We start from the raw sequence: 20,032 nt of genomic DNA on the forward strand, positions 1-20,032 counted from the left end.
AGACTTTTTTTAAAAATTTTAAAAAAAACCTTGCAAAATGAATAAATATCTGTTAAAATAGAGTTTGTTTGACTGATGTTGTAAAATTTAGGAGGTGTATATATATGGCAAAATGCGAAATTTGCGGCAAAGCTACTACATTCGGAATTAAGGTAAGCCACTCGCACAGACGTGCTAACAGAACTTGGAAAGCTAACGTAAGAAAGGTTCGTGCACTCGTTAACGGCACACCGAAGAGGGTGAATGTATGCTCGAGATGCCTTCGTTCAAACAAGGTTGTACGTGCTGTCTAATTTGCCCGATACAAAAAATTAAATGAGGTATTTGCAATCGGTTTTTGCAAATACCTCATTTTTTCTGCGTGTATTCTTATGTATTTTAATTTTTAGTCAATCTTAAAAATACTTTTTAAAATTCTCTGCCAGAACTTTGACGCTTTAACAACCACAACCTTCATTTTAAATTCACACTCCTCACATTAAAACCGTCTTTCCCACGAGAAAATCAAAAACAGCACCGCGCACAAAAGAAGCGAAATAACAATCACCGCCGCACAGGACAGAAACAGTGACACAATCATACCGATAATGAAAAACACTGTCGAAAATATCAAAGTATTCCACCGTCTGCATCCAAACACGAATTTCACCGTCCTTTTTTGTGCGGTCTGTTTTCGTCCGCCTTCTGTATTATATGCGGATATTCGCATTGTGTGAATTTGATATAAGCTTTCGCATTGCCAGCCATTTGTCCGACGCTCCGCTCTTTATTTCATAGTCGCACTCACGGCACATAGAAATAATTTTATCCAGCGTCTTTAAAGACGTTGCCTTTGCCTTTTTAACATATTCGTTTCCGTAAAAGCGTATTCCCGCCTTTGCGAGCGCCTCATTTTGAGGCATTTCTTCGCAAAAAAGCTTTACCTTTCGGATTTTTGAGTATTCGCCGAATATCAGCGACACAAGCATAACAGGCTCGGTCTTGAGCGTTTTTAAATCGTCAAGCATTTTGTAAACTGACTGCATATCGCCCGAATAAAGCTTGTTTAGCATTTCAAAAACACGGTTTTCAACACTTTTGCAGGTGAGCGCGTCAACGTCGGCTTTTGTTATGATACCCTCATAGCGCTTGTAATTTATAAGCTTTGTAATCTCGGACAAAATTCCGTACATACCCTTGTCGGCGGAATTTAAAAAATACGTTATATCCTCATCGGACATAGACATTTTTTCCTCCTGCAAATGCCTTTTCACCCAGTTGCGCAAATCAACTTCTTTTTGGTATTTAAACTCATAAACACCGCCGTTTTGCCTTGTTATAAACTTATACAGCGCACTTCGTTTGTCGATGGAATTTTCCGAAAAAACAACCGTTACGCCCGGCGCAATATTTTCAAGCGCGGTGATAATCCGCTGTTTTTCCTCCTCGTTCACCTTTGAAAGAACACCGCTGTTTTTCACGATACAAACTTTTTTGTCGTTAAAAATAGGCGGCGACGACAGAAACATCTCAAATCCCTCAATGTCAAATTTGCCGTTTATGCGTAAAACGTTAAAATCTTCGCCGTCTTCTTTTGTGACGCATTGTTTTATCATTTTCGTGTAATGGTCTTTGAGATAATCCTCTTCACCGTAAAGAACATATATACTTTTAAGCCGTCCGCTTGAAATTTCTTCTCTAAACTGCTTCATTGCAATCCCCCGTCCGTCTTGTATTTTATATTTCCCTTTCCGTCAACCTTAAAATGTATTGTCCTGCACTCATCGGTGCGAAAAACTTTGATACCGTTTTCGCTGAGCGCGTCAAGATGTTCCTTGTGAGGGTGCTTGTATGAATTATCCTTGCCGACGCTTATAACTGAGCAGTCGGCGCTTGTGTTTTTATAAAAATCCTTATCGTCCGAGCTTTTTGAACCGTGGTGCGGCGACTGTATCACATCAGCAGTAATTTCGTCCGATTTAAGCGTTTTCATAACGTCGTTTTCAATGTCACCAGTGAACAAAAATCCCGTTCCCTTGTATGTAAGTTTTAAAACCAGCGATTCGCTGTTTTGTTTCCAATCATCGGTGACGGACGGAGAAATTGCATAAATTTTTACACCGCCGTTTTCGCCGTCGGGATAAATTTCATTTCCGCGCGAAAAATATTTTATGTCAACGTCATTCATTATTGCCGTGTTTCGTATGTTTTGATAGTCCTCCTCATCGTCGGCACTTCGGTTTCTCGGCAGAACAATGCAGTCGATAAGTCCGTCGTTCATAAGCGAAATGAGTCCCGAAAAATGGTCGTCGTGATAGTGCGAAAGTATGGCATAGTCGATATGCGTAACACCGTTTTTGTTGAAATACGGCTCAACCGTACTTCGCGCTATGTCGTCATTTGAATAATACTTGCTCACACCGCAGTCGATTAAAATATTCTCACCGCCCGGCGTTTTTATGTGACTGCACGCGCCCTGTCCGACATCGACAAAATTAACCCTCAAGTCGCGCCCGTCATAATTTACATAAAAAATTCCGGCAAGGCAAACGGCTGAAAGCGCAACGCACACAGGCTTATACATTCCGTTTTTATAGATTTTGTAAAGTCCGTACAGCGACACCGCAAAAATCAGCATAATTGCAAAGCTGAAGCCCGTCACGGGGATTGACGCAAACGGCAGCCGTGAAATAAACCTTGCAATGATATATGAAAGTTTTTCGTAAACAAAAATATTTCCCGTAAAAAGCATTGTTACAAAGCCCGGCAAAGGCATAAGCGACACAAGGCAGAAAATCATTGACACAAGCAGAAGAATCGTGAAAACCGGCACAATAACAATGTTTGCAACGATTGAATAAATTCCGATATTGCCGTAGTAAAGCACAATGAGAGGCAATGTGAAAACCTGCGCGGAAACAGTTACCGCAATGCTGCCGCACAGCCATTTTATGCGCAGAAAACGCACGAGAAATTCACATATTTTTGTACTGAACAAAACTATGCCGAGAGTTGCAAAAAACGAAAGTTCAAATCCGACGTCAAACACCGCGTACGGGTTTAAAAAAATTATCACCGTGCCTGCAATCATAAGCGAGTTTACGCTGTTTCGTCCGCGCCCGGAAAGAAGCGAAAAATTCATAATCAAAAGCATTATTCCGGCGCGCATAACAGAATATCCCATACCCGTTATCAGCATAATAAAAAACGTGGTGACAATAGAAAAAATCGGCTTTACAAAGCGTTTTACAATGTAAAATTCGTCGTTTAAAAACGCGCCGATAAGCGAAACGAGAATTGTCAGATGAAGTCCCGATATTGCAAGAAGATGCGACACTCCCGACGTTGAAAACACACGCTTGATGTTGCCCGAAAGACCCGATTTATCACCCGTCGTAATAGCGTTCACAACACCTGCAAGCTCGCCGTCGAGGTTTTTATTGTTGTTTTCAATTATTCTGTCACGCAAAATGCCGAAAAAGCGCAGAAATCCCCTGCCCTCTTTTGTAACTTCAATTTTTTCACGCGGTGCAAAAACTGTCAGAAAAACACCTTTTGCCTTAAGATAAGAATTATAGTCGAAATTTTTCATATTTTTCGGAATTTCGGGCGTAACACCGCGCAGAACAACCTCATCACCGCGGTAAAACTTTGTGCCTTTCGGTGCATAAAACATAATTTTTAAATTTTTGTTTTCCGAGTTTATTTTTGTGAGTTTTGCGGTATACTTAACACTGTTTGTGCCGTAATCACTGCTTAAAACCGTCGCGTAAACGTCACAATTTTTATCGCAAAAATCTTTAACGCCCGAGATTTTGTAATTGTAAATGCCCGAATATGACATAAACCCGACCGCTAAAAAAACAACTGCGATGCCGTATTTGAATTTTCTGCTGTATGCGGTTTTGTAAACCAAAAACGCGGAATACAAAACGCAGAGCGCAATAATCATATTTTTCGGAAAAGTGTCGGACGCGGAAATCATCCCGAGGGCGAACGATGCAACCGACAAATAAAAAACGTTTCTCATTTTATTTAAAACTCCGTACTTGACAAATTTAGTAAAAAGCGGTTATAATGCTCATAGTGATTTTAACACAAAACATAATTTTTTTCAATATGTTTAAAAGGAGTTTTTTTGTGAGCATACTAACAATATCGGATTTGCACCTTGCGCTCGGCATCGACAAGCCTATGGACATTTTCGGCGACGGCTGGAAAAACTATATGGAGCGCCTTAAAGAAAACTGGAATTTGACCGTTTCAGACAGCGATACCGTGGTTATCGGAGGCGATATTTCGTGGGCGACCTATCTTGACGAGGTTTACAGAGATTTTGAATATATAGAAAATTTAAAGGGCAAAAAAATCATTTTAAAAGGAAATCACGATTATTGGTGGGAAAGTATAACAAAGCTTACGGGATATGTTGAAAAAAACGGTTTTAACTCAATATCATTTTTGCACAACAGCGCGGTTATGGTTGAAAACAAGGCAATCTGCGGTACACGGGGCTGGATTGACAAGTCGAACGACAATTTTAAAGAAGACGACTTAAAAATTTACAACCGCGAAATTATGCGCCTTGATATGTCGCTTTGCGAAGCGGATAAATTCAGTCCCGAAGAAAAAATCGCATTTCTGCACTATCCGCCCGTAACAAAAGACCTTGAAATCAACGAAGATTATCTTGCCGTTTTAAAAAAGCACGGCGTTAAACGGTGCTTTTACGGACACATTCATTCAAAAGCGTCAAAAAAAGCGGCCGAGGGCACGTTTGACGGCATTGATTTTAAGCTTGTTTCGGCTGATTATATGGGTTTTATGCCCTACAAATTATCATAATATCTACATTATATATAGGAAATAATAATTTTTTTGTTTATTTTGTTGAAATTTAATATTTTTTCAAAAAACAGTAGCATTTTTTTGGAAAGTTTGATATAATGTATTGTTGTTAAGTAATAAACGCATATATAATTAAATTTAAAGTACGGAAGGGAAATTGAAACTATGAAAGTTACCAAAGAGCAGCAGGAAAAAAACAGCGTTAAGCTTACCATTACGGTTGATGCGGAAACCTTTGAAAAGGGCGTGCAGAAAGCGTATCTTAAAAACGTTAAAAAAATTGCACTCCCCGGTTTCAGAAAAGGCAAAGCGCCCAGAAAGATTATTGAGCAGTATTACGGCGCAGGCGTATTTTTTGAGGACGCAATAAATTTCGTTTGCCCCGAAGCATATGAAGAAGCTTTAAAAGAAACGGGCGTTGAGGCAGTTTCAAGACCGGAAATCGACGTTGTTGAAATAGAAAGCGGTAAAGATTTTGTTTTCACCGCAACAGTTACAACAAAACCCGAGGTTGAGCTTGGCGATTACAACGCAATCAGCGTTAAAAAGGTTACATACCGCACAACTCAAAAGGAAATTGAAGCTGAAATCAAAAAAGTTCAGGAACAGAACGCAAGAATTATTCCCGTTGAGGACAGAGCGGTTAAAGAGGGCGACCTCACCGTTATTGACTTTGAAGGATTTACCGACGGCGTTGCATTTGACGGCGGAAAAGGCACCGACTACAGCCTTGAAATCGGATCGGGCGCGTTTATCCCCGGCTTTGAGGACCAGCTTGTAGGCGCGGAAATCGGAAAAGAAGTTAAAGTTAACGTTACTTTCCCGAAAGATTATCATTCCGAAGATTTAAAAGGCAAAAAAGCAATGTTTAAAGTAACCGTTAAAGAAATCAAGGAGAAACAGCTCCCCGAAATCAATGACGACTTTGTTAAGGACGTAAGCGAATTTGATACGCTTGACGATTACAAAAAAGATATTAAAGAAAAAATTGCAAAATCAAACGAACAGCGCGGCAGACAGGAAACCGAAAACAATGTTATCGACGAAGTTTTGAAAATTGCAACGGTTGAAATCCCCGGCTGTATGATTGATACACAGCTTGAAAATATCGCAAGAGATTTTGACTACCGCCTTTCTATGCAAGGCTTAAATCTTGCAAAATATCTTGAAATGACAGGTTCAAACATCGACGCTTTCAAAGAACAGTTTAAAGAGCAGGCTGAAAAACAGGTTAAAACTTCGCTCGTTTTAGAAGCTGTTGCAAAAGCTGAAAAAGTTAAAGCAACCGAAAAAGATGTTGAAGCTGAAATGAAAAAGGTTGCGGAAAGCTACAATATGGAGCTTGACAAGGTTAAAGATTTGTTTAAAGACGAAGAAAGAAAATCGCTCGAAAACGAAATCATTACCCAGAAAACCGTTGACCTTCTTGTTAAAAACGCTACAAAAACAAAATAATAAATTTTGATATTATACATTGGTGGGCTGTTGTTTCAGCTGCCGTCCGATAATTTTTTATCCGGCGGAGGCTGAAGCGTCAGCTCATTTCAAAAAAAGGAGGATTTTCACAATGAGTTTAGTACCTATGGTTATCGAACAGACAAGTCGCGGAGAACGTTCATTCGACATTTATTCAAGACTTTTGAAAGACAGAATTATTATGTTAAGCGACGAGGTTAACGACGTAACGGCAAGTCTTGTTGTTGCACAGCTTCTCTTCCTTGAGGGCGAGGACCCGTCAAAAGACATTAACCTTTATATAAACAGCCCCGGAGGCTCCATCACCGCAGGTATGGCAATTTACGACACAATGCAGTACATTAAGTGCGACGTTTCCACAATCTGCATAGGTATGGCGGCAAGTATGGGTGCATTTCTCCTCTCGTCGGGTGCACCGGGCAAACGTTTTGCCCTTCCCCACAGCGAGATTATGATCCATCAGCCTCTCGGCGGTATGCAGGGACAGGCGACGGATATTAAAATCCACGCAGACAGAATTATAAAAATCAGAAGCACTTTAAATAAACTTTTCAGCGAACAGACCGGCAAACCGCTCGAAATTATCGAGCGCGACACCGACCGCGACAACTTTATGACCGCGGCTGAAGCTAAAGAATACGGTCTTGTCGACGAGGTTATTTCAAAAAGAAAATAAATGAGGTGAAAACATATAATGGGCAATATTGATGATAAAAAGCAGCTCAAATGCTCGTTCTGCGGCAAAACCGAAGATCAGGTTTCGCGTCTTGTTGCGGGTCCGGGCGTATTTATTTGCAGCGATTGTATTGCTATGTGCTGCGACATTGTCGCCGATGACTACGATGATTTCGACAAACAGGCGGATTTAGAAAATATTCCCAAGCCACAAGAAATTAAAAAGATTTTGGACGAATATGTTATCGGCCAGGACTTTGCAAAAAAAGTTTTGAGCGTTGCGGTTTATAATCATTATAAACGAATAGAAACAGAAGAAAAAAACGGCGATGTTGAACTTCAAAAGAGCAATATCCTTCTTCTCGGCCCCACAGGTTCGGGTAAAACGCTTATTGCGCAGACACTCGCAAAGATTATAGATGTCCCCTTTGCCATTGCGGACGCTACCTCTCTTACCGAGGCAGGCTATGTCGGCGAGGACGTCGAAAATATTCTTTTAAAACTTATTCAGGCGGCGGATTACAATATTGAACGCGCGGAAAAAGGTATTATATACATCGACGAAATCGACAAAGTTGCACGTAAATCCGAAAACGTTTCAATCACACGCGATGTAAGCGGCGAAGGCGTTCAGCAGGCGCTTTTGAAAATTTTGGAAGGCACTGTTGCGTCAGTTCCTCCGCAGGGCGGAAGAAAACACCCGCATCAGGAACTTATACCCATTGACACAACAAATATTCTGTTTATTTGCGGAGGCGCTTTTGACGGCATCGACAAGATAATCGAAAGCAGAGTCGGCAAAAAGCTTATGGGGTTCGGCGCGGAAATTACAAACAAAGAAGAAAAAAGCATCGGCGAAACGCTTAAACAAATCACACCGCAGGATTTGCTCAAATTCGGTCTTATTCCCGAGTTTATCGGCAGACTTCCTATGCTGGCTACTCTTGACAATCTCGACAAAAACGCTTTGGTGCGCATACTCACAGAGCCTAAAAATGCACTTGTTAAGCAGTATAAAAAAATGCTGGAGCTTGATAACGTTGAACTTGAATTTGACGACGACGCACTCGGCGAAATCGCGCAAAAAGCCCTTGATTTAAAAACCGGCGCGCGCGGACTCCGCTCTATTGTTGAGGATACAATGCTCGACGTTATGTATGACGTCCCCTCCGACCCCACAATCAAAAAATGCAGAATTACCAAAAACTGCGTTGATAAGCTTGAGGGTGCACAGATAACAAGAAAGACGAAAAAAACTGCTAAAATCGAAAAAGACGAAAAGAACGAAACTGCATAAATTCGCTTTTTAAAATTGAAATTATAAAATTTACCCGTTTAATTTTTGCAAATCTGCATATAATTAAAACGGGTAATTTTTTATTGCAAAAACAAAAAAGGAGCGGTTATATGCTGGACAATATTTCTCTTGTGCTGATAATAATCGGCGCGTTAAACTGGGGAATAATCGGACTTTTCGGCGTTGACCTTATAGGTATGCTTTTCGGCGGTCAGCTCACGCTCATTCCGAGAATTATATATACCTTGGTCGGCATTGCAGGCATATGGGCAATCACCCTTTTGTTCAAAGAAAAGCACTGATAAATTCCGTAAAAAAGACGCCGCACACGTTTGGTAAAACGTTTATGCGGCGTCTTTTTATTTTTTTATAAAATTTTACTTAATATTACTTAATAAACTATCCGAGAACTATAATAGTTGTAGCCTCAAACACACCTGATTTTACAGAGCCGATTGCCGTAACCGACATACCCGATGTGATGGTTTTGAGTGTTGCTTCTTTGCCGGTGGAGTTGTTTATAATTTTTGTAGCCTTGCCTACAAACACCGACTGCGTGATGTTCTGCGCTGTAACCGCGTCATAATATGTCATCTGAACAAGACCGTAAGACGCATTTACAAGGTCAACCGTACCGGTAATCTGTGTTATTGTTTCAATCGGCGAAGTGTCGATTTTAACGATTGTGTCGCTCTCGAGCGTGATTTTCGCCGTTGTAGACAGTCTTAAATCGTAAATCGTACCCGACGTGCCGTTAACGGTAATCACAACGTCGGACGAAAGCGGATAAGTTTTGCTCTCGCCGTTAAGTTTGATTTTCACCGACGGCGACGCGGAAATGTTGATTTCTTCAATAAATCCGTTAGTGTTTGACGTTTTGCTTGTTGCAATAATCTTTGTGATAAAGCCGTATTCAAGTGTCATACTAACCGAGTCGCCCGTGCGGACTTCGGAAAGTGCCGCGCTCGCTGTGCCGTTTTTATTCACGGTGATGTCACTGCCGGCAATGTAAGAAACCTCTTTATCGTCAACGTCTGTAAGTTTAACGTAAACACCCAAATCACTTGTGTAAATCTCTTTTACCGTACCTTTAACCGTTTCGGTTTTAGGCTTTGCGGCAATAAGCGTAATTTTGCCTTTTTTGAGAGTAACCTCGGCATAATCGCCCGATTTAAGCGCGGTTACGGTGCTCTTTTCGCCCTCGTATGTAACGTTGACATTTTCGGCGGTTGTATATTCAACAACTTCTTTATCACCGCTGTCGAGGAATTTATTAAACTTAATTGTGCTTGTGCCTGTCTTTGAATTGTTTTTAATCGAGCTGATTGAACCGCGGAACGATTCCTCAACGTCTGGTGTTATAAAATCAATCGAGAAAAGCGACGCTTTTTTCGTTGTGATAACGCATTCATAGCCTATCGAAACGTCGTCAAGAGTGATTTTTTCGCCCTCAAATCTCAACGCAACGTCATCTTTAACGGTATAGCCGTAAGGCTCGTCGTCCTTGCCTTTAAGCTTGATTACGCCGAGAAGCGAGTCAACATTTGTAACAATCGCGCTGAATTTTTCAAATCCGGCATTGTTTTTGAGTTTATACAAAACTACTGCCATCTGCGCCCTTGTAACCTCTGTATTGGGCGAAAATTCCGTTGCCGACATACCCTGCATAAGACCTTGTTCGGTTACATATTCAACATATTTCTTTGCAAACGACGGGATACTCGATTCGTCCGAATACGAAAGCACCGACGCAAGATTTTTCTTAACCGTTTCCTCTGCGCCCATAGCCTTTGTGAGAAGAACCGCAAGTTCATAACGTTTAAGTCCCTGTGACGCATTTGTGCTGCCTATATAATCGGCAAGCTCGGACGTCGAGATGATGTTTTTTCCGAGAAGATAAGCAAGCTCATTGCTGCCGTACGCAATATCGTATTTTTCAATATCAGCGCCGTATTTTTCGGTGAAAACGTCAATAAGTTCTTTGTTTTCCGAATCATTAACGCCCAAAATTCTTGCCGCAAGAACGAGCGACTCAAGCTTTGTGACGGTGTTTGCAGGTCGGAAAGTGCCGTCCTCATAACCCAGAATGATTTTGTCGGCCGCCATAGAATCGACCGCCTCAACCGCCCAGCCGTAATTTGCGTCGGTAACATCAGCGAATTTTGCCGCAAACGCTGTCGTATATGCCATTGTAGAGCAAATCGCGGCAGCCGCTGCAAGGCTGATTACTTTTTTCAATTTCATTTGTAAAACCTCCTCATATTTGAATATTTTAATTTTGTTCAACATTAAGATACGGAATTGCATTAAGCGTTAAATCCTTAAAATTTCCGTTTAAGAATTCATAGTATCCGCAGCAGCCAACCATTGCCGCATTGTCGGTGCAGAAAATCGGCGACGGATAATAGAGTTTTAAATTGTCCTTTCGTTTTTCCAGTTCGGCGCGGAGCGCACTGTTTGCCGCAACACCGCCTGCAATGGCAATTTTGTCAACACCGTATTTTTTCGCCGCACCGATAAGATTTTTCGCCAGCACCTCAACCACGCTTTTCTGAAAAGATGCCGCAATATCTGCGCGGTTATACGTTTCGCCTTTCTGCTCGAGATTGTGCAGATAGTTTATAACGCCGGTTTTTATACCGCTGAAACTAAAATCAAACGAATCTTTTCCGAATGAAACCTGTTTGAATGCCGCAAAATCGGGATTGCCGTTCTTTGCCTCTTTGTCAATTTTCGGGCCGCCGGGATAACCTAGTCCGAGAACTCTCGCAACCTTGTCGAAAGCCTCGCCTGCCGCGTCGTCACGCGTCTGACCCAAAATTTTGTATTTTGTGTAGTCCTCCGCAAGTATGATGTGACTGTGACCGCCCGACGCAACAAGGCATACAAACGGCGGTTCAAGATCTTTATGCTCAATATAATTTGCGCAAATGTGCGCTCTTATATGATGAACACCGACAAGCGGTTTGTTAAGCGAATACGCAAGCGCCTTTGCGCTTGACACTCCCACAAGCAGCGCACCGACAAGCCCCGGCGCATATGTAACGGCTATCGCGTCCAAGTCGCCGAATGTAACATTCGCCTCGCCGAGCGCCTCTTCAATAACGGTACTCACTGCCTCAAGATGCTTTCGCGACGCAATTTCGGGAACAACTCCGCCGTACTTCTGATGAATTTTAATCTGTGTCGATATAACGTTTGACAAAACATTTCTGCCGTTTTCCACAACCGCGGCGGCGGTTTCGTCGCACGAAGATTCAATGCCTAAAATCAGTGCCGTGGCTATCCCCTCCTTTAATTTTCACGCGTGTATTTTTTCGACATAACGAGCGCGTCCTCGTTGTTGTAGCTTGTATAATAACCCTTGCGTTTTCCCAGAATTTCAAACCCGCTCTTTTTGTAGAACGAAACCGCGTTCACATTTCCGGCGCGAACCTCAAGAAAACACTCGGCAATACTTTTTTCTTTAAAAATTTCTTCCGTTTTTCCAAAAATTTTCGTCGCTGTTCCCTGCCGTCTGAAGTTTTTGTCAACGCAAATCCTCAAAAGTTCCGCCTCATCGCATACATATGTAAAGCAAGCATAACCAGCGGTTTTTCCGGCATTTTTTGCTATGATATACCCGCTGTTTTGCATTTCAAACTGCGATTTTATCATATCAATGCTCCAAAAATCTTTAAAAATATCTTTTTCGAGCGACGCAATGCTTTCAAGGTCACATTCCGACGCAAGGCAAATTTCCATAAAAAATTCCTTTTTAAACGTTAATTATTTTATATCCGGCAGACTTGAAAATACGGTTTTTAACGGCAACGCCGATACCGCTTTCGTCTTCAAACTGCGCATATATAACATCTATATTGTGCTTGTCAAACTCGCGCAAAGCCTCATACAAAACATATGCGTAATGCTTCATATCATCACCTGCGTTAATGACGTAATCGGCATTTTTATACTCTGTGTTTTTATAGGACAAAACGCCCGTTTTCTTCTGCTTGTCCGAAAGTATGCCGTCAATGTATTTTTTGCAGTTTTCACTGCTTCCCAAAACCACAAATACCTCTGCTTTCGGCGAATAATGCGTATATTTCATACCGGGACATTTCGGAGTTTTCACACCTTTTATGTCAACATAATCGGTTTTGATTTTATCGGTAATTTTGCGTATATCTTCAAATGTGACATATCCGGGACGCAAAATTTTAAATTCATCACCCGAAACGTCCAAAACGGTCGACTCAATTCCAACGTCACATTCACCGCCGTCGATTATAAAATCAACTCTGCCCATCATATCGTCGCAAACGTGCTCAAACACCGTCGGGCTTGGACTTCCCGACAAATTTGCACTCGGCGCGGCAACAAAAACACCGCTTTTTTTAATGAGCTTCTGCGCTGTTTCATTAGACGGAAAACGCACCGCAACGGTATCAAGATTTGCCGTAACGCGCGTCGGAACAGCGCCGCCTTTTTTAAAAATCAATGTGAGCGGACCCGGCCAGAATGCGTCCATAAGCTTTCTCGCGTCGGGCGATACCTCGCGCACGATTTTGTCAATATCATTTTTGTCGGCAATATGCACAATCAGCGGATTGTCGCTCGGTCTGCCCTTTGCGGTATAAATTTTTTCAACCGCTTTTTCGTTTAAAGCGTCGGCGCCGAGTCCGTAAACCGTTTCGGTGGGAAATATCACCGTTCCGCCGTTTTTAAGGCACTTCGCCGCCTCGTCCAAATCGCCGTTATTTACAATTTTTGTCATCAAAAAGTCATTTCCTTATTTAAAATCTTAATTTGTTTCCGCTTTCAATTTTTCGCTTTGGTCCGCTGTTATAAGCGCGTCGATAATCTCGTTTAAATCACCGTTTAACACCATATCAAGCTTGTGCAGAGTAAGCGAAATTCTGTGATCCGTAACCCTGCCCTGCGGAAAATTGTATGTTCTTATTCTTTCGCTTCTGTCGCCTGTTCCAACCTGGCTTTTGCGCTCTGCCGAAAGCTCGGCGTTCTGCGCTGAAATCGCCATATCATAAACACGCGAACGAAGAATTTTCATAGCTTTTTCTTTATTTTTAAGCTGTGATTTTTCGTCCTGGCACGATACAACAACGCCCGTGGGAATATGCGTAATTCGCACCGCCGAATCGGTAGTGTTAACGCACTGACCGCCCGGACCGCCTGCGCGGAAAACATCAATTCGCAAATCGTTGGGGTTAATGTCAACCTCAACCTCTTCCACCTCGGGAAGAACCGCAACGGTAACCGTTGACGTGTGGATACGTCCGCCCGACTCGGTTGACGGTATTCGCTGAACGCGGTGAACACCGCTTTCAAATTTAAGTCTGCTGTATGCGCCCTGACCGTTTATCGCAAAAGATACCTCTTTATAACCGCCGATGTCGGTTTCGTTTGCCGAGAGCATTTCAACTTTCCAATGCATCGACTCGGCATACATTGAATACATTCTCAAAAGGTCTGCGGCAAAAAGCGCTGCCTCATCACCGCCCGCACCTCCGCGGATTTCCATAATAACGTTTTTGTCGTCGTTTTCATCTTTGGGAAGAAGCAGAATTTTTATTTCCTGCTCGATTTTTTCGATTTTTTCTTTTCCTTCTTCAAATTCCGCCTCGGCAAGCTCTTTCATTTCCTTGTCGTCCGAGGTTTCGATTATCTCTTTCGCCTCATTTATGTTATCGTTTATAAGCTTATATTCCTTATATTTTTCAACAATGGGAGTAATATCCGAATGTTCCTTGCAAAGCTTTCTCCAAAGATTTTGGTCTGCAATAACCTCGGGGTCGGCAATTTTTTTCTCCAGCTCCTCAAATCTTCCTTCTATAAAGGACAGTTTTTCAAACATTTCGCACCTTCTAATCGTCATATGTAGTCATAATTTCACTTGCATACATTATATCATACATTTTGCATAAAATAAATACTTTTTTTTAAACTTAATATTACTGTAATATTGTAAGGTCGTTTATAACGTCGGCAAGCGTGTCGCCGAGATATTTCGCGCACACAAGCGCCTCATCAAGCGTGTTCCCGTTTGTGCCGACCTCAATCAAAACCGAACCTCGCGTTGCGTGGAGATTAAACCTTTCGCGCCTTATGTTAACCGGACGCGCAAGACCGGGATAACAGCGCTCAAGTCTATCCTGTATCTGCATTGCAAAACGCAGATTGTCCTCCCAGTTGTCAAACCAAAGCCCCATAGAATTTGTACCGCACACAAGCATTGCCTGCGCCGCTTTTTCGCCGTTTATATCAGCGGTGAATTTCACCTTGTTCTGTGCGTCGCCCAGCGCATCACGGTGAACGTCAAACACAATCTTGATTGACGGGTGCTCTTTCAAATTCCGCTCGATTGTTTCAAGCGATTTTTTGTACGAATGTGTGTATGACGGATAATCGTGCACGGTTTTGTCGTGGATTACCGAAATTCCCTTGTCTTCAAGCATTTCGGTGAGTTTGTCCCCCACTTTTATAACGTTGTAATTTGCGTCCTGCGTTCGGTCGGTATCGCTTGTCTGATATTCGCCGTTCGACTCGTATGCCTCGGACGAATGTGTGTGCATAATCAGCACAAGAGGCTGACCGTCGGTTTTCGTAAACGCCGGTTTTTCGCTCAGCAGGCTTTGCACGTCAATTTTATAGTCGGTTTCATTTTTTATCTGCAAATTTTTCGACACCATTTTTGTTTCTTTGATGTTCGGTTTCTGCACCGAATTTTCATTTTCCGAAGTCGCGGACGGCGGTGTGTCGGTGACCTTTATTTCGGGGGTTTTTTTTGCCTCGATGTACGGAAAAGCGTCGCGCAGAAAACTTTCCTGCGAAAAATATCTTCCGCAGACGTATTTTACCGCGGCGGCAGCGGATTTTACGGCAACACTGCCGTTGGATTTCGGCATATTCACCACCGCCGAGGAAAGCGCGCTTTTTTGAATGTCAAAATTAAAATGAAGCGCGGGAAAATTCAAAATAAAAATCGTCAAAAACAGAAAAACACTTGCATAAATACCCGTAATTTTAAGGCTTTGCGCCTTTTTTGCATATCTGTATTTCATAGCTTACCCTCCATAATTCTATATTTATGTCGGATAAGCCCCGTTTATGCGTTGTACAAATTTTCTGTATCCTTGTGAACCGCCCTGTTTATGCCGTTCGCAATGATTTTTGAAACGTCGTCGATAATTTCGTCAACCTCTTTTGGTGTGACAATAAGGTCGCCTACAAACGGATTTAAAACCTCTTTTATGAGCGGATAGCGAAATTCGTTGTCAGTGATTTCGAGCGCTTTGCCGATGTCTTTATCGAGATTTTCGCTTTTTTTAATGTTTTCGCACAAAATTTCTATTGTATCGTTCGCAACCGTTGCCGCGTCAACAACCGTCGGAACACCTATTGCAATAACCTTAACGCCGAGGTAATCTTCGTTAAGTCCGCGCCGTTTGTTTCCGATGCCCGAACCCGGGGTAATTCCCGTATCGGAAAGCTGAATACTTGTGCTGATACGGTCGATTTTGCGCGACGCAAGCGCGTCAATCGCAATGACGACGTCGGGTTTCACCTTGTCGCAAATTCCCTTTACAATTTCGCCCGTTTCAATGCCCGTAATTCCCAGAACGCCGGGCGAAACGGCGCAAAGTGCCTGGAGCGTGTCGGGGATTTTTTCGGGAATATACTCAAACAAATGGCGCGTTACAACAAGCTTTGACACCACTTTCGGGCCGAGTGCGTCGGGCGTAACGTTCCAGTTACCGAGCCCGACCGCCAAAACGGTATGGTATTTTTTAAGATTGAGCATTTTTTCAAGTTCACCCGCCAAAACCGTGCTCACCGCCTCAAATGCCTCATCGTCGTTTTCGCGGATTTTCGGACACTCAACCGTCACATATGTGCCGATTTGCTTGCCTATTGCCTGCTCGCCTTTTTTGTTCAAAACCTCCACGCGCGTGACGGTGTAATTGTCGTTTTTTTCGGTTTTATACTCAATGCCCTCAATGCTTTTTATGTCGTTTTCAGTCTTGTTAAACAAAGCCGCCGCCTCGATTGCCAAATCACTTCTCGGACTGAACAATAAAATCATTCCTTTGCATATTTTTAATTTTAATATAGGTAATTTTTTATAAAAATATGCAAAAAGACTGCCTTACGCGAATGTAGGGCAGTCTTAAAAATTTCAACTATTCGTTGTCGGGCAAAGCGTCTTTTCTCGAAAGATTTATTCTGCCCTGTTTGTCAATTTCAATAACCTTAACCATAATTTCATCGCCGATATTTACAACGTCCTCAACCTTTTCAACACGTTTTTTATCGAGTTTTGAAATGTGGACAAGACCGTCTTTTCCGGGGAGAATTTCAACAAACGCACCGAAAGGCATAATTCTTACAACCTTGCCGAGGTAAGTTTTTCCAACCTCCGCTTCGGCAACAATGCCCTCGATAATGTTAACGGCTTTCTGTGCCGCCTCGCTGTCAACAGCAAGAATAAACACTTTTCCGTCGTCGTCGATGTCGATTTTAACGCCGGTGTCTGCAATGATTTTCTGAATAACCTTACCGCCCGTTCCGATAACGTCACGGATTTTTTCAGGGTCAATCTGCATTGTAACCGCTTTGGGAGCGTATTTTGAAAGTTCTTTTCTCGGTTCGGGTATGGTTTTGAGCATAACCTCGTCGAGAATGTATTCCCTTGCGGTTTTGGTTTTCGCAAAAGCTTCTTCGATAACTTCATACGAAAGTCCCGTAACTTTTATGTCAACCTGAATTGCTGTGATACCTTTTTTGGTGCCTGCAACCTTAAAGTCCATATCGCCGAAGAAGTCCTCAAGTCCCTGGATATCAACAAAAGTGAGGTGGTCGTCGCCGTCTGTAACAAGACCGCACGAAATACCCGCAACGGGCGCTTTAATCGGAACGCCTGCGTCCATAAGCGCGAGTGTGCTTCCGCATACACTGCCCTGCGAAGTTGAACCGTTCGAGCTTAAAACCTCCGACACAAGACGGATTGCATACGGGAATTCTTCAACCGACGGAATTACCGGCAAAAGCGCTCTTTCAGCAAGTGCGCCGTGACCGATTTCACGCCGTCCCGGGCCTCTCGACGGACGTGTTTCGCCGACTGAGTAAGACGGGAAGTTATAATGATGCATATATCTTTTTGTTTCGTCCTCGTCAAGACCGTCGAGCATCTGAACGTCTGCAAGCGCGCCCAAAGTTGCAACGGTGAGAACCTGCGTCTGACCTCTTGTGAAAAGTCCCGAACCGTGAGTTCTGGGCAAAAGACCGACTTTCGACGAAAGCGGACGGATTTCCAAAAGTCCTCTGCCGTCAACCCTCTTGTGGTCTTTGATGAGCCATTTTCTCACAACTTCTTTCTGAAGTTTATAGAGACATTCGCCGAATGCCGCCTGCATATCGGGATACTCCTCCGCAAAATGTTCGTTTATTTCGTCGCCGACTTTATTCACCTGAACGTCACGTGTGTGTTTGTCGGGCGTGTCGAGCGCTTTTTCAACTTTTTCGTAAGCAAAAGCTTTGATTTTTTCATACAAATCGTGGTCAACCTCAACGCTGGGATAGCTGAATTTCGGTTTGCCGACTTCTTTTGCCATATTATCAATGAAATCGCAAAGTTTTTTGATTTCCTCGTGAGCGGTTTTGATAGCTTTAAGCATAACGTCCTCGGGAACTTCCTTTGCGCCTGCTTCAATCATAACAACCTTTTCTCTTGTAGCGGCAACTGTAAGCTCAAGGTCGCTTTTTTCACGCTGTGCAAGCGTGGGGTTTATAACGATTTCGCCGTCAACAAGACCCACAAAAACGCCTGCAACGGGACCGTTAAACGGAATATCCGAAATAGCGAGCGCCGCGCCTGTGCCTATCATAGCGGCAATTTCGGGTGAATTGTCAATTTCAACCGACATAACGGTTGCGACAATGCTCACATCGTTGCGCAAATCCTTCGGGAAAAGCGGACGGATAGGTCTGTCGATAACACGTGATGTAAGGATAGCTTTTTCGCTCGGTTTGCCCTCACGTCTTATAAATCCGCCGGGAATTTTGCCGACTGCGTAAAGCTTTTCTTCGTAATCAACGCTCAAAGGGAAAAAGTCTATTCCCTCGCGCGGTTTTGACGACGCGGTTGCATTAACCAAAACAACCGTATCACCGTATCTTACCAGCACGGAACCGTTTGAAAGACCTGCAAGTTCGCCGGTTTCGAGAGTAAGCTCTCTGCCTGCTAAAGTCGTGGTAAATTTCTTCTGCATTTTATCCTCCTAAAGTTTTAAGCCGTCTACCGACCTTTAGCCATTAGATATACCGTTTTTATCGGAAAACAATGCAAAAACAGCATATCTAATCGCTAACTTTCGGTAGATGCCTTGTTTAATTTTTCTTAAATGAATGAAAACAGACAAAGAACGGCTCTTATCAAAAAACCGCCTTTGTCCTGTTTTTATTACTATTTTCTGATGTTTAATTTTTTAATGATTTCACGGTATCTTTCGATATCGATTTTCATCAAATAATTAAGCAAACCGCGTCTGTCACCGACCATCTGCAAAAGACCTCTGCGTGAGTGATGGTCTTTCATATTCTTTTTAAGATGCTCTGTCAGGTGATTGATACGGTAAGTCAAAATGGCAATCTGAACTTCAGGCGAGCCTGTATCGTTCTCATGTCTTTTGTAAGTATTGATAATCTCCTGCTTAACTTCTTTCTGCATAATATTCACCTCCGAATTTTAAATCGCCGCGCCACAAAGCAAAGGTTGGTGTGTCCGAAAACCTTGTGACGGGTTAACAACTATTAGATTATATCACATATTTTTCTAAATGTAAATATCTTTTTTAAAAATTTTTAAAATTATTTTTAATATATGTTTTATCCCGTTTAAGCTGGCAAACAAGCGCGTCAACCGACGGGAACCTGATTTCATCTCTTATTTTGTCCAAAAAACAAATTTTCATTTTCTCTCCGTACACATTTTTGTCAAAATCAAAAATGTGCGTTTCAGTGCGCACTTCTATGTTTTTATCAACCGTCGGATTGTCGCCGACGTTTGTCATTGCAAGATACTTTTCTTCGCCGTAAATTACATAAGACGCATAAACGCCGTTCTGCGGAAGTATTCTTCCCTTTTCCGCGGCAAAATTCACCGTCGGAAAGCCGATTTTTCCGCCCAGACGCTTGCCCTCCGTGACAGTTCCTTCAATCGAAAAAGTTCGTCCCAAAAGCGCATTTGCCTTTTTGATATTTCCGTCCGAAATACAGCTTCGTATAAGGCTGGAACTTACCGTTTCGCCGTCAATTTTAAGACGCTCAACAACGGTAAAACCGATATTTTTCTCATTGCACATTTTTTCGAGCATACAAACGTCACCGCGCTTGTCCTTGCCGAAATGCCAGTCGTCGCCCGACACAATGTGCTTTGCATTAAACTTTTTTACAAGAATTTCGTTAAAAAAATCCTCCGCGCTTGTGTTTTTAAAATTATCGTCAAAATTCTGACAATAAAGACAGTCAATGCCGTAATTTTCTAAAAATTCTTCTTTTTCTTTCTTTGAAACAATAAATCCGTCCGAAATATTGTCAAACGTAAAAATCACCGTTTTAAGGTGTTTTTCGGCGGATATTTTTTTCATTGTGTCAATAATTTTTTGATGTCCCAAGTGGAGCGCATCAAATTTTCCGAGGGCGATAACCGTATCGTGCAAAAGATTAAAACCGTCTTTTAAAATTTCCAAAATTATC

At 42.4% G+C, this 20,032-nt stretch carries 19 protein-coding genes; 6 read left to right on the forward strand and 13 right to left on the reverse strand.

The annotated features are described in order from the left end of the window. Nucleotides 1-104 precede the first annotated feature (104 nt). Complete coding sequence (rpmB, locus tag H8706_RS01530; RefSeq protein ID WP_178348506.1) at nt 105-293, forward strand: 50S ribosomal protein L28; 189 nt, start codon at nt 105-107, stop codon at nt 291-293. Between the two features lie 185 nt (nt 294-478). Here rpmB and H8706_RS01535 read toward each other — a convergent pair whose 3' ends face one another. From H8706_RS01535 to H8706_RS01545, 3 genes are all read right to left on the reverse strand, one after another. Then, nucleotides 479-613 carry a hypothetical protein gene (locus tag H8706_RS01535; protein ID WP_262431219.1) on the reverse strand — a complete coding sequence of 45 codons (135 nt, stop codon included), beginning with the start codon at nt 611-613 and terminating at the stop codon, nt 479-481. Between the two features lie 76 nt (nt 614-689). After that, the gene (gene holA, locus H8706_RS01540; RefSeq protein ID WP_262431220.1) at nt 690-1,691 is read right to left on the reverse strand and encodes a DNA polymerase III subunit delta; all 1,002 of its coding nucleotides are present in this window, start codon (nt 1,689-1,691) and stop codon (nt 690-692) included. Further along, a complete protein-coding gene (locus H8706_RS01545) occupies nt 1,688-4,009 on the reverse strand; it encodes a DNA internalization-related competence protein ComEC/Rec2 (RefSeq protein ID WP_262431221.1) in 2,322 nt (773 codons plus the stop codon). The genes holA and H8706_RS01545 overlap by 4 nt, the downstream gene beginning before the upstream one ends. 110 nt (nt 4,010-4,119) lie before the next feature. On the opposite strand from H8706_RS01545, the gene H8706_RS01550 reads away from it, so the two are divergent. The 5 genes from H8706_RS01550 to H8706_RS01570 all read left to right on the forward strand — a co-directional run bounded on the left by H8706_RS01550 (nt 4,120) and on the right by H8706_RS01570 (nt 8,577). Beyond that, nucleotides 4,120-4,824, forward strand: coding sequence for a metallophosphoesterase (locus H8706_RS01550; protein WP_262431222.1), 705 nt, complete (start codon nt 4,120-4,122; stop codon nt 4,822-4,824). A 168-nt stretch (nt 4,825-4,992) separates the two neighbouring features. Next, complete coding sequence (gene tig / locus H8706_RS01555) at nt 4,993-6,282, forward strand: trigger factor (protein WP_262431223.1); 1,290 nt, start codon at nt 4,993-4,995, stop codon at nt 6,280-6,282. A 112-nt stretch (nt 6,283-6,394) separates the two neighbouring features. After that, nucleotides 6,395-6,979, forward strand: coding sequence for an ATP-dependent Clp endopeptidase proteolytic subunit ClpP (clpP, locus tag H8706_RS01560; protein ID WP_262431224.1), 585 nt, complete (start codon nt 6,395-6,397; stop codon nt 6,977-6,979). An 18-nt stretch (nt 6,980-6,997) separates the two neighbouring features. Further along, on the forward strand, nt 6,998-8,275 hold the full coding sequence (gene clpX, locus H8706_RS01565) for an ATP-dependent Clp protease ATP-binding subunit ClpX (RefSeq protein WP_262431225.1): 1,278 nt from the start codon (nt 6,998-7,000) through the stop codon (nt 8,273-8,275). A 110-nt stretch (nt 8,276-8,385) separates the two neighbouring features. Continuing rightward, nucleotides 8,386-8,577 carry a DUF378 domain-containing protein gene (locus H8706_RS01570; RefSeq protein WP_262431226.1) on the forward strand — a complete coding sequence of 64 codons (192 nt, stop codon included), beginning with the start codon at nt 8,386-8,388 and terminating at the stop codon, nt 8,575-8,577. A 97-nt stretch (nt 8,578-8,674) separates the two neighbouring features. Here H8706_RS01570 and H8706_RS01575 read toward each other — a convergent pair whose 3' ends face one another. The 10 genes from H8706_RS01575 to H8706_RS01620 all read right to left on the reverse strand — a co-directional run bounded on the left by H8706_RS01575 (nt 8,675) and on the right by H8706_RS01620 (nt 20,025). After that, nucleotides 8,675-10,519 (reverse strand): S-layer homology domain-containing protein, encoded by a 1,845-nt coding sequence (locus H8706_RS01575; protein WP_262431227.1) that lies wholly within the window; start codon nt 10,517-10,519, stop codon nt 8,675-8,677. A 28-nt stretch (nt 10,520-10,547) separates the two neighbouring features. Continuing rightward, nucleotides 10,548-11,561 carry a tRNA (adenosine(37)-N6)-threonylcarbamoyltransferase complex transferase subunit TsaD gene (tsaD, locus tag H8706_RS01580; RefSeq protein WP_262431280.1) on the reverse strand — a complete coding sequence of 338 codons (1,014 nt, stop codon included), beginning with the start codon at nt 11,559-11,561 and terminating at the stop codon, nt 10,548-10,550. Between the two features lie 8 nt (nt 11,562-11,569). Beyond that, a complete protein-coding gene (rimI, locus tag H8706_RS01585; protein WP_262431228.1) occupies nt 11,570-12,019 on the reverse strand; it encodes a ribosomal protein S18-alanine N-acetyltransferase in 450 nt (149 codons plus the stop codon). Between the two features lie 13 nt (nt 12,020-12,032). After that, nucleotides 12,033-13,034, reverse strand: a complete 1,002-nt coding sequence (locus tag H8706_RS01590; RefSeq protein WP_262431229.1) for an L-threonylcarbamoyladenylate synthase — start codon at nt 13,032-13,034, stop codon at nt 12,033-12,035. A gap of 27 nt (nt 13,035-13,061) precedes the next feature. After that, on the reverse strand, nt 13,062-14,132 hold the full coding sequence (gene prfA / locus H8706_RS01595) for a peptide chain release factor 1 (RefSeq protein WP_262431230.1): 1,071 nt from the start codon (nt 14,130-14,132) through the stop codon (nt 13,062-13,064). 97 nt (nt 14,133-14,229) lie between these two features. Then, a complete protein-coding gene (gene spoIIP / locus H8706_RS01600) occupies nt 14,230-15,339 on the reverse strand; it encodes a stage II sporulation protein P (protein ID WP_262431231.1) in 1,110 nt (369 codons plus the stop codon). 44 nt (nt 15,340-15,383) lie between these two features. Next, nucleotides 15,384-16,361 carry a GPR endopeptidase gene (gene gpr / locus H8706_RS01605; RefSeq protein WP_262431232.1) on the reverse strand — a complete coding sequence of 326 codons (978 nt, stop codon included), beginning with the start codon at nt 16,359-16,361 and terminating at the stop codon, nt 15,384-15,386. Nucleotides 16,362-16,458: 97 nt separating this feature from the next. Continuing rightward, entirely contained in the window at nt 16,459-18,546 is a 2,088-nt protein-coding gene (locus H8706_RS01610) for a polyribonucleotide nucleotidyltransferase (protein ID WP_262431233.1), read from the reverse strand. 194 nt (nt 18,547-18,740) lie between these two features. Continuing rightward, the gene (gene rpsO / locus H8706_RS01615) at nt 18,741-19,004 is read right to left on the reverse strand and encodes a 30S ribosomal protein S15 (protein ID WP_178347300.1); all 264 of its coding nucleotides are present in this window, start codon (nt 19,002-19,004) and stop codon (nt 18,741-18,743) included. 124 nt (nt 19,005-19,128) lie between these two features. Continuing rightward, nucleotides 19,129-20,025 (reverse strand): bifunctional riboflavin kinase/FAD synthetase, encoded by an 897-nt coding sequence (locus H8706_RS01620; RefSeq protein WP_262431234.1) that lies wholly within the window; start codon nt 20,023-20,025, stop codon nt 19,129-19,131. Nucleotides 20,026-20,032 lie beyond the last annotated feature (7 nt).

The sequence above is a fragment of the Qingrenia yutianensis genome (genome assembly GCF_014385105.1).
Lineage (GTDB): Bacteria > Bacillota > Clostridia > UMGS1810 > UMGS1810 > Qingrenia > Qingrenia yutianensis.